The following is a 14,741-nucleotide window of genomic DNA, read 5'->3' on the forward strand; positions in this document are numbered from 1 at the left end:
AGCTCATAGGACTTGTACCCTTGGGTATCATTTTGATACCCAAAATACATTTGCCTAATTTTTTATAGAAACTGAACTTTAGTATTTTTCAAATTTATCTAAAGTATTTTTATTGCATTAACATTAAGTGAAAAATACATCCAAATATATAACCGTGTTCAACGTTCAGTAAAAAAACTGATTAAGTGTTTAATAATCTAAATTTCACGTAACATATTTTTAGTTGTTATTTAAATTTTGAAATTGTTTGATACTTATCAAAGTTAAAAAAGGCTCTAAATAAATAATTATTTAGATGCTTATAAGTTTACCTTTTATTTTTAAAGAAAGTATTAAATATGTTAATCATTAAACATCAGTACTATTTATTAATACAAATTATTTTCATTTCAAATTATAATTATTAAAACCAATTAGTTAATCAAATGGATTATTTTATTATAAATCGAAATAATTCTTTAATCATTAAAAATAATAATATATCTTAAATATATAAGGCTTTGATAACAAATTATTTTGTTTAGTTAATTAGTATTTATTACTATAATGTATTTTACTTACTGTAGAAATTAGATTTCAAATATATATAAGCTCTTTTAAACGTAGATCTATATGGTCAAAAAATACTATTATTAAATAATAAGGCATAATAATTTAAAAAATATAGTTTTATCACCATTTAAATATTCAAATAAAGTCAGTGAACCAATTATTAACATTTAAAGTAACGTTCTTTGTTAAAAAATACATAGCAGAAGCTTCTTGCTTAATTTTCACACAGGATAAGCAAGTTGCGGATATCTATTCTTTTTCCAACATTGGTTTCATGCCCAAATACATATCAATTAAATGTTGTACTTTTTATGTAAACGTTATAAACTAGCATCTGTAAACATATAATTATCGCAAAGGGGAGCCTATCTGTGCTGAGAATGATGAAAATCAGACCCTTCGAACCTGTTTTGTTAAGACAAACGTAGGAATTGTGATCAATTGAAAGTATTCTTTTTGCGAAATTGTTGCTGAATCGTAAAAGAATACTTTTTTATTGCCACAACCAAGTATTTATTCGGAAAGTGTGTGCAAAATGCAACAAACAAAGTTGAGTAGTTTATTTTTATTGTGGCTGGGAACAGCAATCTCAATTGCTGAAATTGTTACTGGAACCTTAATGGCTCCCCTAGGATGGGGAAAAGGTATTAGTGCCATTATTATCGGGCACTTGATTGGCTGTTTTTTATTTTTATTACCTGCAGCTTATCTTTCAGCAATTAAACAACAACCAGCTATTGCCGTCACGCAAAGTATCTTTGGTAAGGCTGGAGTTGAAATTTTCTCTGGTTTAAATGCGTTACAGTTACTCGGCTGGACGGCAGTGATGATCGTCAATGCGCAATTGGCTTTAAATAGTCTGGCACAGAAGTTATTTAATTATCATAATACCGTGGTCATGGCAGTAATTGTAGCGGGATTAATTATTATTTGGCTATTATTGAACCATCAATGGCTCTTTCGAATCAATAATTTAGTAGTTATTCTCTTAGCTATCGGGATGCTTTTAGTAGCAGGAATTTTGCTGACACATTCTTTCCCTCATGCACAGCAGCTAAAACTCACTCCGATCAGTTTTGGCAGTGCGGTAGAACTCAACGTGACGATGGTCTTATCTTGGCTACCATTGATTGGTGATTATACCTATCAAGGACAGCAGCCAGTGAAGGAAAGTTTAGTGAGCGTCCTGGGTTACTTTCTCGGTAGTTGTGCCATGTTTGTCCTAGGATTATTAGCCGTTTTAAAATCTGGACAAACTAATTTTAACCAAACCCTAGCACAAACCAATTTGGGCATCATCGCTTTATTAATTATCATCTTCGCGACCGTTACCACAACCTTTATGGATGCTTACTCCGCAGCAACTAGTTTAGATAATATCTGGCATTTAAACCATGTCAATTATTGGGCTGTTGGTATTACGATCTTGGGCTTATTAATTGCACTCAACGTTTCTTTAAAGTACTACCAAAACTTTTTAAACTTTATCGGCGCCATTTTTACGCCATTATTTGCCATTTTATTTGTCAGTGTCTTCTTAATTAAACAAAGGCTCAACTTTTTCTGGAATTTCTGGTGGTGGTTAGTGGGCGTTGTAGCATATTACTTGCTGCAAAAATTAGACTTCATTGGCGGCACTACCTTATTATTACTGGTGATCATCACCAGCGCACTGCTCATCACGGCGACTTTCAGTAAAAAGTATGATTTTAAATAATTAATGCTGTTACATTAATTAGTAGTAGCATTTTTCAAAAGTAAGATTTCTATCAAATTTAATCTCAATTTTTGATTAATTATTGCATTGAACTACCTGTTAAATTTTATTAAAAATTAATTAAATAATAGTCATTATTTGCAATTACTAGTACTGATTTATGCTATATTTAAATTAATCTTTATGAACAAAGCTAAAGGAGTTGATATCATTAAAAGCCAGATCACACACTGAAAGAACCAAGTTAAGATTTCAACATAAAATTTAATTTGACAAGGATGAAAATTAAAAATGAAACTAAAGTTATCCAGTAGCAGCTTCTTACTTGCCCTAATCGGCTGTTTAATGTTAGCTGTACAACCAGTTCAAGCAAAAAACTACGTGACATCAGCTACTAATTTACAAGTTAGTTCCGGCAATACTGCAGTACCCTTATACAGTGATGCTGATTGCACGCAACCAACCGGGGCCACTTTATCAACTAAAATCAACAATTGGCAAGTCTTCGCCATTGGCCAAGCTAGTCCAGCAGCCAATGCTCAGCGCTTATCTTATAAACTAGGGGCCAAGGCCTGGGTCAAAAGTAGCGATGTCTTTTTAGGTGGTGTCGTTAAAAATCAAAAGCCAAATAACTTATTAGAAGCCTATTCTAACTACCAACGGGTGCCAATTTATGATTCGCCACAACTTTGGCACATTACCGGTTATTTGAATTCCAACATTGCTGATTGGAAAATCAGTAAGTATGCTAGTAACAGTGCCACCGGAAATCCCATTACGCGGGTGGACTTAGGAGCTAACCAATGGGTGGATGCCACTAATGACGTAGTGGCCGTGCGTTCGCTATATATTTTTGAAAAGGGGACTCAACTGTTTAACCAGTTTGGAACGCCAACGACTAAAATCCAAGCTGACGACTTTTACAAAGTTTATGGTATTAAAAACATCAACGGACAAAATTATGTCAAATTAGGAACCAACAAACAATGGGCTAACTTAAGTGAAGCTCACACTAACTAATTATGTAAAAAACAGTCTTTATATATCAATATATCTTTATATCTTTGAATTATCAAGTTAGTATATTGATATGTATGTAAGACTGTTTTTTTAGCTTTTAAAACTACTTCATTTTTAATTTGTACGAATTATAACCTTTAATAAACTCCGCAATTTCATCCGCACGATGATCAAAGAGTTTGTTTAAGACATCAACTGCTAATTGAGGATAAACTTTAAAAGATCCATGCTGCTGAAAATCGTTTTGAGCCTGCTACTCGCCCATGGCGAAATCTGTCATTGATGCATTATTCTGGTGGGCTTTTTGTTGCTGCCAAGCCGTATATGCCAATTGCACATCATCATAATTGCCAGCTTTGACATCATCATGAATTTTCTTGAACATTTTTTACTTTCTTTCCGTGAACTACCTCAGCTCTATAGTAACAAATTCTTTGGTGGCAGTTTAATCATGTTTCAAAGCCAATATTAGCACATTTCAACTGAGCAGCGAGGTGATTTTTTCCCAATTCAATTACTCGTTAATCTGTGCCATCAGTTTCAATTTAAAATTTGACATTTCAGCTTGATAATGTTTTAATACAAATCGTTAATTCGATATTTCTAAAAATACAAACAAGGAGTAAAAAATGAATTCTGACGAAAATAGAGTAAAAATTCTCAAAGCTTTAGCCGATGAAGGACGCTTAAAAATTATTCGAATCCTGTTTAACAGTCACCGTGAAATGACCTGTGGTGAAATTGCAGCGCATTTAAACTTAAGTGATTCCACCGTTTCATATCATTTACGAGCTATGCGGGAGGCCGGCTTAACCAAGACCCGTAAAGATGCACAAACACGTTTGATCAGCATCAACGAAGCCACCTTTGCGCAGTACTTGCCCGGATTTTTAACAACTTTGACAGACCACTAAAAAATTTTAGAGCTAATTTCGATATATTTAGAAATAGCGAATTACAACTTGATTAAATGAAACGGAAGTCTTCAATAGATGAAAAAATATGCTAGTTTATTCTTTTTAACAATGTTTTTAATTGGTACGGATACATTTTTAATTTCGCCATTATTACCTACTTTGAGCCACATTTATCATATTCCAACTGCAATTTCCGGTTGGTTAGTGAGTGCCTATGCCATTGGTTATGCAGTCTTTGCTTTAATTTCCGGCCCTATTTCTGACGGCCATGATCGCAAAAAAGTCATGTTATGGGGCTTATTAAGTTTTGCCCTCGCAACTTTACTCTGTGCGTTTGCCAACAGTTTTCCTTTAATGCTAATCTTTCGCTTTTTGGCTGGCGTCAGTGCTTCTTTTGTGACACCACAAGTCTGGGCCTCTATTCCCGTAGTGATTCCGCGAAAACAAGTAGTCAAAGTCATGGGTTACGCCACGGCAGGGATCTCTGTTGCGCAAGTCATTGGGATTCCCATTGGCAGTTATTTAGCCGCTAGTTCTTGGCACACTCCATTCTATGTTATCTCAGGAGCAGCTTTCTTGTTATTACTATTGTTATTTTTCACCTTACCCGAATTAGAAATTAAGTCCCGCCAACATCTCTCCTTTATTCAAATCTATCAACAAATTTTAACTAATCACCAAGCTCTAAGCCAATTAATCGTTTACTTAATTTTCCAAACAGGCGCGTTTACGGTCATGACCTTTGTTTCAACTTGGTTTCAGACTACCTTTCAGCTCTCTTTATCAACAATTGGTACAGCACTCTTGGTCGCTGGCCTGGGTAATTTAATTGGCTCTCTCATCAGCGATAAAATCGTTCAACATTTTGGTCTGAAAAAATCGTTCATGAGTATTGCATTACTTTTAATCATTGTAGATTTACTAACCATTACTGCCGCTAACTTTTGGTTCGCAGAAATTATTTTAATCTTAATTTATTTGTTAAACGGACTAATTTTGCCCTTATTCATGACCATGTTTCAAACTACGGTGCCCAATGCTGGCAGCACTATTTCTTCATTATCCAATTCTGCTATGTATTTAGGCGAAACCTGCGCTGGTATAATCGGGGGCCTCTTATTCAAAGCCTTTAAAAACTATCTCGGCATTGGATTATTTGCCGCCATGATGATCATCATAGCCTTAACTATCCGTTGGATCTTAAACTTAAGAACAGAACGTTGAGTGAAGACCTGAACATCAGCACTATTTATTTTTACTACTCAAGAAGTGCTTATAATTACGCGGTCTTAATTACTATCCGTAACCGGAATGGTAGCAGCACCTCAGCTTATAAATACAAACCGCTGAAAAGTAATGTTCGTATCTATACGAACATTTTCTTTTTACATAAATTTCTTAATTAGTCTTTATATAATCAAAAGACACATTTTAAAGCGTTTGTGCCTTTTGATTACCTTTGATAACGCTTGTAATGGTCATTATAGTATACTATTTGAACTAGCAACCTACAATCCACCAATTAAATCATGTGAAAGGATATAATAACAATGACTCAAGGAAAAACTCCATTACACTTAGCCAAAAGTACTGCAGAATACCGTTTATTAGGACAAGCAAAAAATAAAATTAATCCGTGGGAAGAGCACGTTCATTTCGACGGCTTAAAAGGATCATTTGAATGGTTTTTTACTAAAGTTGATACCACCGAAGCTAGTGTTGTGATTGGCATTACGACGGCCCCCTTTTTTCAAGGTGAGTTAGGTCTGAAACCCACTTTAGATGTGATGATTAATTTTCCTAACGGTAAAAATATTATGAAACACCTTGAATTCGATCCTGCAGACTTTTCCATTTTAAAAAATAACTCTGGGGTGGCCATTGCTCAGAATTACTACCAAAGTACTCAACTGCAACAATTTCATGCACACGCTGAAGTTGATGATCTTGTGATTGACTTAGAGGTTACACCACAAGCACCAGTCTGGCATCCTGAAACAGGACACTTTCTTTTCGGACAAGAACAAGAAAATTATTTTGGCTTTTTTGTAGTACCACCAACTCCCACAGCTCATGTAACCATTCACAGTAAAGAATTAAACCTGGATACTGATGGAACCGGCTACGTCGATCGGGGTTGGATGAATAAGCCCTTGGGGGAAATCTTAAATAACTGGAATTGGTATTACTGGAATTTCAACTAGTACACTGTGATGGCTATTAACATCACTTTTGAAAAAGAATACGGCTATCCTGAATACCCACTTTTTATGGTATATAAAAATGGTGAACTATTAGCTGGCGGGCCAGACACTCAAAATAATGAGCATTTACAATATACTGTTAATCAACAACATTACGATGCAAGTATCCAACGGAACGTGATTGATGCATTCACTTATTCCTATCATGAAGCAAACAAAAACTTTACTTTAAAAGTCCACAATGATCAACAAATCGAAGTACAAAAATGGTTTAATGTCTTACCAGGATCATTGACACAAAAGCAAGCTTCATCAGTTTGTGATGGTGCGGAAGCTCGTTTTACTGGCCGCGCAACTTTTACTTTTGAAAAGGATGGGCAAGTCATTGATCAAATCTCAATTGCTAATGGACCATTTGATGAACTGCAATATATGGGGCATCCTAAAAAATAATCCTCTGACGACCAACATATTTCTCTAAATTATACGGCTTTTTAACTGGAGCTCATCTACGCATTGTTATCTTGTTCTTATGATCCACATTGAACAGGAGACAATGCTTTTTTTATTCAAAGTACTAATCAAATCAAATGAACATCAATAGTTTCGTTTCCAATCGTTGAAACAACAGCATTCCTACTGGCGAGTTAAAGACATTGCCTACCAATTACTTGATAGAACTCTACAATTGATTAGCAAGCGCAAGTACGTATGCCCGAAAATCGGTTTTAAATTGCGACTGATTCAAAATCTGAACTCCCTGTCCCAGACCTAACAAAAACCGGAAACTTTCTTCATTATTCGGCAGACCTATAGTTGCATGAAAGGTCTGCCCATCCGTTTCGTTGATTACCTCCGGACCAAACCGTTCCACAAACACGTCCCGAAAACGTTCCGCAACAGCTAACCAAACTATCGTTTCCCGTTGCGGTTTCATCCCGCTATATAAGACAAGCTTCTCAGCATTAATAGATCGCGGTTCAAATGTTTCTGCTGAGTACTCGATCATGGAGAGTTTTGCAAGAGTAAAAGTTCGAAATGCCTGCCGAGTCATGTCGAAACCTTGAAGATACCAGCGCTGGACTTTGAAAACGATGCGGTATGGTTCCAATGTCCGCTGGCTCATTTGACCACTTCGGTTCGTATAGGTAAACTTCACGATATGATGTTGCCGAATCGCAATTAATCATGCGGTTGCTCGTCTCCGCAGGGCGACCGTTCCTGGCCAACCTTGATATTCAATGACCACTGGCATCAGTCCTTCAGATACAGTAGATAATCCCTTAATCCGATTCAAAGTTTCTCGCAGTTCTGGGGTTGCTAGTAGCGTAGTCGTACCAGATAGCGCAACGAGCAGATTATCAAGATCTGTTTGAGTAAACAACTTTTTGTCCACCTTATAATCTGACATGATGCCAACGCCACCATAACGACCCTGTTTGGTAAAAATCGGAATACCAGCCTCATTTAACGTATCCAAATCTCGATAAATGGTACGAACACTGACTTCAAATAACGTTGCCAACTTGGTTGCTGGGACTATTTCTTGTCGCAGCAGTAGGAAAGCTAGACTAATTAAGCGACTTATTCTCATTCTTTCTCCAATCCTGACATAATTGTGTCATATTTTACTTGCTATACTACGTTTGTTAAATCAATTAAGCAATTGGAGGTTGTAAACATGACAAAAACAGAACTAATTCCTTTTCTATCGTTAAACGGACAAGCAAATAAGGCAATCGCCTTTTACGAAAAAGCACTAGGAGCCGAAGTCGTTTTTAAAAAGACACTGCTTGAGGTCCAACAAATAGGTGCTCCCCTGAAGCTGACGCCTAAAATTGAAAATCAGGTTAGTCACTGCGTATTGGTATTTCCTACCGGTGGCGAATTAATGTTGAATGACACACCTGTTGATAATGCACAATTTGTGATTGGCAATAATCAGAGTATTTGCCTACAATCAACGGACAAAGACCAGATTACGACCCTTTACCAGGGATTAGTGACAAACCAGTACCAGGTTGACATCATCACACCGCTGACCAGTAACGTCTTCAGCCCCGCTTATGGGATCGTGAAGGATCCCTTCAATATTGTCTGGCAACTGACAACTTCAATTCACAATGATTTCTAATTAATCCAACACAATATTATATTTATAAAACTGATAAGACCGTCTCCCTTCGATATGCCACCAAAAATGCCTCCAAAAATCTTAATTTTTGGAGGCATTTTTTATGAGCAGATTATCTAAACAAGACAAAATTGATATTTATAATTTATGGAAAAATTATTCATACGGAATCAAGGAACTATCCGAAAAGTTCTTAATTGATCGATCTACTATTATATATTTGGTGGCTTTACTTGATCGACACGGTATTGAACTACTGGATTGCCCATACATTTCCCATTCTGTAGAATTTAAAGAACAAGCAATCAATCGTGTATTACTGAATTACGAAACCATGTACTCGGTTTCTATTGATTTAGGATTAAAACATCAATCAATCTTACAATCTTGGATACGCAAATACAAAGCAGACGGGTATAATGTGATTAATCACAAGAGAGAAAGAACGACTCAAACTCAACAAATCAAGCTTCTCCAACAAAAAATCCAAGACTTAGAGCAGCAGAACTTGAAAATGCATATCGAGATCGAATTAAGAAAAAAGTTAAATACTCTGATCGACCAGTCCGATCAGAAGAACTAGTTCAAGCAATTATCAAGGTAAGAAAAGAATTCCGCGTCAGCGTTGAGTATGTCCTTAAAATCATCAATGAATCTCCTGATTTACCCAATCCGTCTCGTAGTAACTACTACTATACAAAATCAAAGATAACAAAAACCAAGCTTTAATGATCCATTTATGTTATGAAACTAACTGTCATCACTATGGCTATCGTAGAATTACTTGTGAGTTGAGACGTAAAGGTCATATCAAAGACAATTTAATTCAACGTAATTTTGGTGCAACTAAACCTAATCATAAGTGGTATTGTGTGACATGACTGAGTTCAATCTTCATGGTCAGAAGACATATCTATCGCCCATCATGGATGAGTGTTATTTCCTACACAATTTCTCGTAGTCCCAATCTCCAACAAACAATGACTATGTTGGAAAAGGCAGAGCATAAATATACATCATTATGCACTCTGATCAAGGATGGCAGTATCAACACCAAAGATTTCAATCATGGTTAAAGCAACGTGGAATCAAACAATCCATGTCACGTAAAGGAAATTTGCTCGACGATGGCTTAATGGAGGGGTTCTTTGGTATACTCAAGTGAGAAATGTATTATGGTTTTGAGAAGCAATTTTAAAACTTAGATGACTTAGAGGTAACAACCAAAGAATATATTCATTACTATAATCACCAGCGAATCAAGATCAAATAAAAAAGTGGCTAAATCCTTGATTTACAAGGCTTTAGCCACTTTATTTTGTTGCTTAAAATTGTTTTGATTAGCTATTTTTGACCAAATAGTAATTCATAAAAGCAATTACTATGGTTAAAACTAAAAACACTGCTATTATTACTTGACCGAGAATTTTAAAAATATAGCCGTTGGCTATTAACAGGAACCACGCGCTGGCAGCCATTAATGTTATGCTCAAAGTATTTAAAACGAAACCTAATTTTCTATTAACTTTAATTCTGGCAACAGACAAAACGGTTGCTATGACCAAGCTAGCTGTGCTTAAAATATAAAAAATGGTTGCCGAATTACTTGTCGTTGGATGAAGTAACGATTCTACTAACGAACAAACACTCAAAATTACCATAGCAAGATAAAGTAAGACATCTAAATAATAAGACATTTTCTTAAGCATATGAATTCTCCTTATTCTATTAATTAATTGTTCAACAATTTAAAACGTCGCTGTTGAGTACGTTCACTGATACCTGTTTTACGCTCAATCATTTTATAGGTCATACCCTGCTGGCGTAATTCATAAGCAAAGCGAATTTGTTCGTCAGTGTACGTTTTGGGGCGTCCTTCTCTAAAACCTGGATCATTCTTTTTAGCGTAAGCTTTCCCTTCCTGTGTCCTTGTTACAATCATATCACGTTCGAATTGCGCAAACGCACTAAAAATCGTAAAGATTAATTGTCCTGTTGGTGTATTATCAATCATTCCCATATTAAGAATATGAATCTTAACATTGCGTTGGATCAGATCTTGGATAATCTCCAAAGCCTCTTTCATATTTCTAGTAAACCTATCTAGCTTAGTAACGATCAATGTATCATCTTCTGATAGCAGATCAATCAGCTTTTGAAATTCTGGACGTTGAGTTGTAGTGCCTGTAAATTTTTTCAGAGCCAGCTGTTTTTAACAATTCAATTTGATTTTCCAATTTTTGATCCGTTGTACTAACACGAGCGTAGCCGTATTTCATGTAAAAATCCTTTCATGCTATAAATTATTTTCTGTTATATCATGGATAATTTGCTTAAAAAAAGTTTTTGTGTCGCCATTTGTCAAACGGCGGTCATTATATTCTAGATAATCATTAGCCCGCCACCATTTTTTTAAACTTGCTATTGGAAAGGGAAAATCTTTTGTTTGATTATGCTTAACTGTCAGAGAAAAAGGTACGTCCAAGTAATAGACAAAAGCATTACGACCAAAAAGTTGGATTAAATTTTCTAACATTTCACCATAAACATCTTTGCGTAAAATACCCTCTAAAATAATTACATGATAATGTTTAGACCCGTATTCAACCAATTCTTTTATTAAACTAATTGCTGGTGTACCTGGACGGTCGTTAGCATGTAATATATCACGGCGGATAACATCTTGATGAAGCAAAAAACAATTATCATAACCTAAATATTTTTGTAGATTATCAGCTAAAACTGTTTTGCCACTCCCAGAATTTCCTCGGATTAAAATAAAAATAGTTTCCATACTTTTAACTCCATTCCAAAAATATAGCATGTGTTTATGTCGGTAAGTTATGACGTATTTTAACCAATTTAATTATAAGACAAGTAAAAAAAGCGACACAACCATTAAGTTATGTCGTAAAAGTTTAAAGATACTTCAATGTTATAATTAATTAACAGATATGTTATTCTTATTTATTTTTTCTAAATCTTCATTCTTAATGAGTATTGAATGATATCTTTCTTTAGGAAGTTCTAACTGAATTGCATCTGGAAAATTTGTATCCTCACGACCAAATTCAATGATTAATATTCTATATTCATTCTGCTGAGAATATTTTGGATTTTTAACCGCAAAAGCGTTTAATAAAACTTCTTCCAACTTTTTTTTATCCTTTATTTCATAGAATAATTCTTCGTTATTATCGAAAGACAGAGTTTCATTTTTATATTTAACAAACTTTGTAAAAAAGGTTATATCTATTCCATCATTATCATACCTTCCTAATTCTTTTAGATAATTATTTAAGTGATCTTTTTTTTATGATTTATGTTTTGATCGACAATTTCACATTTTTGGTTATTAAAAGTTTTGACGAAAGATAGCTCTTTATATGCATCTATGCAGTCCTTATTACACATTTCAACCTTCCAATCAAGAAGATTATCTCCCTGAAAAGTTTGTATTCCCGAATTATCTATTTTAGGATTTTTAACAGACTTGTTATTAAATTCAACAGTTTTTATTCGTACCCTGTCTAATTCATGATTAAAATCAGTGAAAAATAATACCGCGTCTTTCCCTTGATTGCTATCACTAAATTTTCTCAATCTATAGACAACATCTTTTTTTATGCTACCATCTTCGTTAAAATCATTATCATAAAGTATAGTAAAACAACTAATATACGATTTAGCATTATTATATAGACCTGATTGATATATTAATTCTGAATAGCTAATTTTTGAACTATCCCTTATTTTAATATAACCCTCCTCATCATCTCCAATAAAAGTATTTTTATCATTTAGAAAGGTTTTTATACTTGGAAAGTATAAAATTCCATTATTTAACTCCTCTGCTTTACAATTAAATTTAATAAATGCTACAGCATCTGTTCTTCTATTAGGAATGTTCATTAAATATCAACCCTTTTCACAAAAACTAAATAACTTTTAATTGCCTCTTAGTGATCGTTTTTTTATTTCCATTATTTTATTTTTCCTTGAAAAAGTTCTTTATGCGTTCCTATTCGAATTAACCTAATTACTGGATTAGTATTATGCGGCAGATAAATGATTACAACGTCTACTTTGCCTTCTGATAAGTGAAAGTCTAAAGTATCATTATATAAACCACACCTATTATCCAGTTTATGTGGACTGTAAGAATCAGGAACACGGCCATGAAGCTGTAACTCACTTAATGCAATCCTAAATTCTGAAATTAATTCTGGATGGTGTTTTTTAAATTTTTGATAATCCTTTTGAAACTGCGGTTCAATCTTAATCTTGTAATTAACGTTATTCATTATTGGCTATCACTATTCAAAAAATCCATAATCTGACTTGTCTCCTCAAATTCAGGAGAGTTATCCGGTATTAAACCCATTTCCTTAGCTTGTGCTTCAATCAAAGCCTTATGAGTTGTATCATTGGGTATTTCGTCAGGAACTATAATTTCAAATGGAATTTTATTTTGAATAACGAACTGTTTAATTGCCATGTTAATGTAACCATTTAATGTTAATCCGGCAATTTCTAGACGCGGTTCTACAGCTTTTTTTAACTGGTCATCTATCCGAATAGTAGTTGGAGTTGTTGTCATTATAAATCCTCCTTTGTATATTTGTATTCATTATAACATACTTAAGAATACAAAAACATAAATAACAATTATAATGAACAGTACAGGCTTCGTTTTTCAATTAGAAACCAAAACGATTTTATTGACGTAAAAATTATTGATTACCATGGGACCGTTTTGTACATAACCTTGAAAAAGTAATTCTTCCTTTTTGGAGTCGAATAACATAAAACATTAAAGAAAGAAGTAATGCTGAGTTATTCTGAATTTTAATAACTACTCCAACAATTGCTAATTATTGTTTGATTTTCGTAAATAAACATATAACAAGCTATAACCTATTCCACAAACTATCGTCAACACTCCGTAAATTAACAGCAACAGTTTAGTGCCTGTTTGTTGAAACAGCAACGTTCCGACTGGTGAACCTAAGGCATCACCTACCAAAAAGCCCGACTGAGCTATGCCTAAATACAGAAAGCTTTCAGTTTGGGGAAACATATCGTATTCCATCAACTCTTTAAAGATAAAAAAGCCGGCGATACCAATTGCCATAATTGTATAAGCAATTAACGAAATATAAATGCCCTTGTCAAATTCTAAAAATGCTACCAACATACTACAACCAACAATGACTTCATTGATAAGAAAGGCCCATCCTGCAGACATCCGCAAATGTCGCCGTTGATAAAAAAGCGATGTTAAAACTGTTAAAATACTAAATATCGTCGTCCAAACAGTTACTGCACTAATTTTTAGACCAGTCTTCCGTAAAATCGCTGGTAAAATAGGATCAATCAAGGCGTTAGTTAACCCCAATAAGAACACCAACAAAAATAATAGTACCCCCGCTAACCGATTCGTTGGTAACGCCACCAACAGACTATGCGGCTTTTTTTGAACTCTACCGTCAGGAATGCTATTAGTCACTGACAGACTGCCCATCAATAAGGCCGCTATAACAATCAAAAACCAGTACATATAATTTGCAGCATGCACTACAGAAATCAACCAGCCAGCAACAATAGTGGCCATCAAAGTAGCAATTTGCATAATTGTATACCGCGACGAAACCAATGCTTCTTTAGCTGCTTCATCTTGGTCTGATTCAAAATAAATCCAAGAGCGAATTACTAGTAACGTAATACTAGCTCCGAGACCGGCAATAATACCCGAAATCAACGCTATAAAAGCGTTATTAGGAATCACTCTCAACAACATGCCCACAGCATAGATTGGCAAAAAAACTTTGACAATCTTTTTTAACCCCCAGTTGGCCAAATTGTTACTGATTAAAAAGGAAAATGATCCCGCCACTGCCATCGCCGAATAAGAGATGGAATAATTCAGCAGACCATGATTTTGTTGAAAGAACAAGATTTGAGCGTATTTGGAGACGCCCATTGCTAAATAGAAAATTAAAATAAAGACAAACATCTTCTGATATTTGTATTCATTATGGAAAAAACGTTGAAATAGTTTCACTGAACAATGACTCCTGAATCTTTAATTAACGGTATTAATGCATAACTTCAAGGCGAACATCAACCAAAAATACTTTTTTAGAAATCAAGACACTTTCTTTTGTCTCAAATCTGCTGACAAAGAATTTATTAAT

At 34.5% G+C, this 14,741-nt stretch carries 19 protein-coding genes, 3 pseudogenes and 1 riboswitch; of the genes and pseudogenes, 10 read left to right on the top strand and 12 right to left on the bottom strand.

The genetic code is table 11. The annotated features are described in order from the left end of the window. Nucleotides 1-899 precede the first annotated feature (899 nt). Nucleotides 900-1,000, top strand: a riboswitch (TPP riboswitch). Between the two features lie 87 nt (nt 1,001-1,087). Together cytX and AC3B6D_RS09165 are read left to right on the top strand one after the other, a co-directional pair. After that, on the top strand, nt 1,088-2,269 hold the full coding sequence (cytX, locus tag AC3B6D_RS09160; protein WP_489758050.1) for a putative hydroxymethylpyrimidine transporter CytX: 1,182 nt from the start codon (nt 1,088-1,090) through the stop codon (nt 2,267-2,269). Nucleotides 2,270-2,560: 291 nt separating this feature from the next. Then, the gene (locus AC3B6D_RS09165) at nt 2,561-3,289 is read left to right on the top strand and encodes a hypothetical protein (protein WP_489758049.1); all 729 of its coding nucleotides are present in this window, start codon (nt 2,561-2,563) and stop codon (nt 3,287-3,289) included. 253 nt (nt 3,290-3,542) lie between these two features. Here the strand turns inward: AC3B6D_RS09165 and AC3B6D_RS09170 are convergent, their stop codons facing one another. Beyond that, on the bottom strand, nt 3,543-3,674 hold the full coding sequence (locus AC3B6D_RS09170) for a hypothetical protein (RefSeq protein ID WP_489775317.1): 132 nt from the start codon (nt 3,672-3,674) through the stop codon (nt 3,543-3,545). Between the two features lie 244 nt (nt 3,675-3,918). On the opposite strand from AC3B6D_RS09170, the gene AC3B6D_RS09175 reads away from it, so the two are divergent. The 4 genes from AC3B6D_RS09175 (at nt 3,919) to AC3B6D_RS09190 (ending at nt 6,863) form a co-directional block, all read left to right on the top strand. Beyond that, nucleotides 3,919-4,203 (top strand): ArsR/SmtB family transcription factor, encoded by a 285-nt coding sequence (locus AC3B6D_RS09175; protein WP_489775318.1) that lies wholly within the window; start codon nt 3,919-3,921, stop codon nt 4,201-4,203. Between the two features lie 78 nt (nt 4,204-4,281). Further along, nucleotides 4,282-5,430, top strand: coding sequence for an MFS transporter (locus AC3B6D_RS09180; RefSeq protein WP_489775319.1), 1,149 nt, complete (start codon nt 4,282-4,284; stop codon nt 5,428-5,430). Nucleotides 5,431-5,756: 326 nt separating this feature from the next. Continuing rightward, nucleotides 5,757-6,410, top strand: coding sequence for a hypothetical protein (locus tag AC3B6D_RS09185; RefSeq protein ID WP_489775320.1), 654 nt, complete (start codon nt 5,757-5,759; stop codon nt 6,408-6,410). Nucleotides 6,411-6,419: 9 nt separating this feature from the next. Next, a complete protein-coding gene (locus tag AC3B6D_RS09190; protein ID WP_489775321.1) occupies nt 6,420-6,863 on the top strand; it encodes a hypothetical protein in 444 nt (147 codons plus the stop codon). A gap of 229 nt (nt 6,864-7,092) precedes the next feature. On the opposite strand, the gene AC3B6D_RS09195 is transcribed toward AC3B6D_RS09190, so the two are convergent. The 3 genes and pseudogenes from AC3B6D_RS09195 to AC3B6D_RS09205 all read right to left on the bottom strand — a co-directional run bounded on the left by AC3B6D_RS09195 (nt 7,093) and on the right by AC3B6D_RS09205 (nt 8,004). Beyond that, nucleotides 7,093-7,347: a WYL domain-containing protein gene (locus AC3B6D_RS09195; RefSeq protein WP_489775322.1), complete on the bottom strand. Its 255-nt coding sequence runs from the start codon at nt 7,345-7,347 to the stop codon at nt 7,093-7,095. A gap of 81 nt (nt 7,348-7,428) precedes the next feature. After that, nucleotides 7,429-7,593: pseudogene (locus tag AC3B6D_RS09200) on the bottom strand (helix-turn-helix transcriptional regulator); the annotation flags it as partial. A gap of 3 nt (nt 7,594-7,596) precedes the next feature. Beyond that, entirely contained in the window at nt 7,597-8,004 is a 408-nt protein-coding gene (locus AC3B6D_RS09205; protein WP_489775323.1) for a helix-turn-helix transcriptional regulator, read from the bottom strand. Between the two features lie 87 nt (nt 8,005-8,091). Between AC3B6D_RS09205 and AC3B6D_RS09210 the strand changes: the two genes are divergently transcribed. The 4 genes and pseudogenes from AC3B6D_RS09210 to AC3B6D_RS09225 all read left to right on the top strand — a co-directional run. Beyond that, nucleotides 8,092-8,544: a VOC family protein gene (locus AC3B6D_RS09210; RefSeq protein ID WP_489775324.1), complete on the top strand. Its 453-nt coding sequence runs from the start codon at nt 8,092-8,094 to the stop codon at nt 8,542-8,544. Nucleotides 8,545-8,647: 103 nt separating this feature from the next. Then, entirely contained in the window at nt 8,648-9,127 is a 480-nt protein-coding gene (locus AC3B6D_RS09215; protein ID WP_489775325.1) for a transposase, read from the top strand. A gap of 438 nt (nt 9,128-9,565) precedes the next feature. Beyond that, nucleotides 9,566-9,709, top strand: coding sequence for a DDE-type integrase/transposase/recombinase (locus AC3B6D_RS09220; protein WP_489775326.1), 144 nt, complete (start codon nt 9,566-9,568; stop codon nt 9,707-9,709). A 63-nt stretch (nt 9,710-9,772) separates the two neighbouring features. After that, a pseudogene (locus AC3B6D_RS09225) lies at nt 9,773-9,817 on the top strand (hypothetical protein); the annotation flags it as partial. Nucleotides 9,818-9,884: 67 nt separating this feature from the next. Here the strand turns inward: AC3B6D_RS09225 and AC3B6D_RS09230 are convergent. The 8 genes and pseudogenes from AC3B6D_RS09230 to AC3B6D_RS09265 form a co-directional block, all read right to left on the bottom strand. After that, nucleotides 9,885-10,253 carry a hypothetical protein gene (locus AC3B6D_RS09230; protein WP_489775327.1) on the bottom strand — a complete coding sequence of 123 codons (369 nt, stop codon included), beginning with the start codon at nt 10,251-10,253 and terminating at the stop codon, nt 9,885-9,887. Nucleotides 10,254-10,276: 23 nt separating this feature from the next. Further along, nucleotides 10,277-10,823, bottom strand: a pseudogene (locus tag AC3B6D_RS09235) (recombinase family protein). 17 nt (nt 10,824-10,840) lie between these two features. Then, entirely contained in the window at nt 10,841-11,338 is a 498-nt protein-coding gene (locus AC3B6D_RS09240) for a zeta toxin family protein (RefSeq protein ID WP_489775328.1), read from the bottom strand. 147 nt (nt 11,339-11,485) lie between these two features. Continuing rightward, nucleotides 11,486-11,698: a hypothetical protein gene (locus tag AC3B6D_RS09245; protein ID WP_489775329.1), complete on the bottom strand. Its 213-nt coding sequence runs from the start codon at nt 11,696-11,698 to the stop codon at nt 11,486-11,488. A gap of 143 nt (nt 11,699-11,841) precedes the next feature. Next, nucleotides 11,842-12,456, bottom strand: coding sequence for a hypothetical protein (locus AC3B6D_RS09250; protein ID WP_489775330.1), 615 nt, complete (start codon nt 12,454-12,456; stop codon nt 11,842-11,844). Nucleotides 12,457-12,527: 71 nt separating this feature from the next. Further along, on the bottom strand, nt 12,528-12,848 hold the full coding sequence (locus AC3B6D_RS09255) for a type II toxin-antitoxin system RelE/ParE family toxin (protein ID WP_489775331.1): 321 nt from the start codon (nt 12,846-12,848) through the stop codon (nt 12,528-12,530). Further along, nucleotides 12,848-13,144, bottom strand: a complete 297-nt coding sequence (locus AC3B6D_RS09260; RefSeq protein ID WP_489775332.1) for a type II toxin-antitoxin system RelB/DinJ family antitoxin — start codon at nt 13,142-13,144, stop codon at nt 12,848-12,850. Before AC3B6D_RS09260 ends, AC3B6D_RS09255 begins: the two co-directional genes overlap by 1 nt. Nucleotides 13,145-13,414: 270 nt before the next feature. Beyond that, nucleotides 13,415-14,608 carry an MFS transporter gene (locus AC3B6D_RS09265; protein ID WP_489775333.1) on the bottom strand — a complete coding sequence of 398 codons (1,194 nt, stop codon included), beginning with the start codon at nt 14,606-14,608 and terminating at the stop codon, nt 13,415-13,417. Between the last annotated feature and the right edge of the window lie 133 nt (nt 14,609-14,741).

Source organism: Bombilactobacillus sp. ESL1097 (assembly GCF_058107205.1).

Coding starts and splice junctions, on each gene's coding strand:
- cytX (WP_489758050.1), top strand. CDS start 1,088: ATGCAACAAACAAAGTTGAGTAGTTTATTTTTATTGTGGCTGGGAACA.
- AC3B6D_RS09165 (WP_489758049.1), top strand. CDS start 2,561: ATGAAACTAAAGTTATCCAGTAGCAGCTTCTTACTTGCCCTAATCGGC.
- AC3B6D_RS09170 (WP_489775317.1), bottom strand. CDS start 3,674: ATGTTCAAGAAAATTCATGATGATGTCAAAGCTGGCAATTATGATGAT.
- AC3B6D_RS09175 (WP_489775318.1), top strand. CDS start 3,919: ATGAATTCTGACGAAAATAGAGTAAAAATTCTCAAAGCTTTAGCCGAT.
- AC3B6D_RS09180 (WP_489775319.1), top strand. CDS start 4,282: ATGAAAAAATATGCTAGTTTATTCTTTTTAACAATGTTTTTAATTGGT.
- AC3B6D_RS09185 (WP_489775320.1), top strand. CDS start 5,757: ATGACTCAAGGAAAAACTCCATTACACTTAGCCAAAAGTACTGCAGAA.
- AC3B6D_RS09190 (WP_489775321.1), top strand. CDS start 6,420: ATGGCTATTAACATCACTTTTGAAAAAGAATACGGCTATCCTGAATAC.
- AC3B6D_RS09195 (WP_489775322.1), bottom strand. CDS start 7,347: ATGAAACCGCAACGGGAAACGATAGTTTGGTTAGCTGTTGCGGAACGT.
- AC3B6D_RS09205 (WP_489775323.1), bottom strand. CDS start 8,004: ATGAGAATAAGTCGCTTAATTAGTCTAGCTTTCCTACTGCTGCGACAA.
- AC3B6D_RS09210 (WP_489775324.1), top strand. CDS start 8,092: ATGACAAAAACAGAACTAATTCCTTTTCTATCGTTAAACGGACAAGCA.
- AC3B6D_RS09215 (WP_489775325.1), top strand. CDS start 8,648: ATGAGCAGATTATCTAAACAAGACAAAATTGATATTTATAATTTATGG.
- AC3B6D_RS09220 (WP_489775326.1), top strand. CDS start 9,566: ATGCACTCTGATCAAGGATGGCAGTATCAACACCAAAGATTTCAATCA.
- AC3B6D_RS09230 (WP_489775327.1), bottom strand. CDS start 10,253: ATGCTTAAGAAAATGTCTTATTATTTAGATGTCTTACTTTATCTTGCT.
- AC3B6D_RS09240 (WP_489775328.1), bottom strand. CDS start 11,338: ATGGAAACTATTTTTATTTTAATCCGAGGAAATTCTGGGAGTGGCAAA.
- AC3B6D_RS09250 (WP_489775330.1), bottom strand. CDS start 12,456: ATGAACATTCCTAATAGAAGAACAGATGCTGTAGCATTTATTAAATTT.
- AC3B6D_RS09255 (WP_489775331.1), bottom strand. CDS start 12,848: ATGAATAACGTTAATTACAAGATTAAGATTGAACCGCAGTTTCAAAAG.
- AC3B6D_RS09260 (WP_489775332.1), bottom strand. CDS start 13,144: ATGACAACAACTCCAACTACTATTCGGATAGATGACCAGTTAAAAAAA.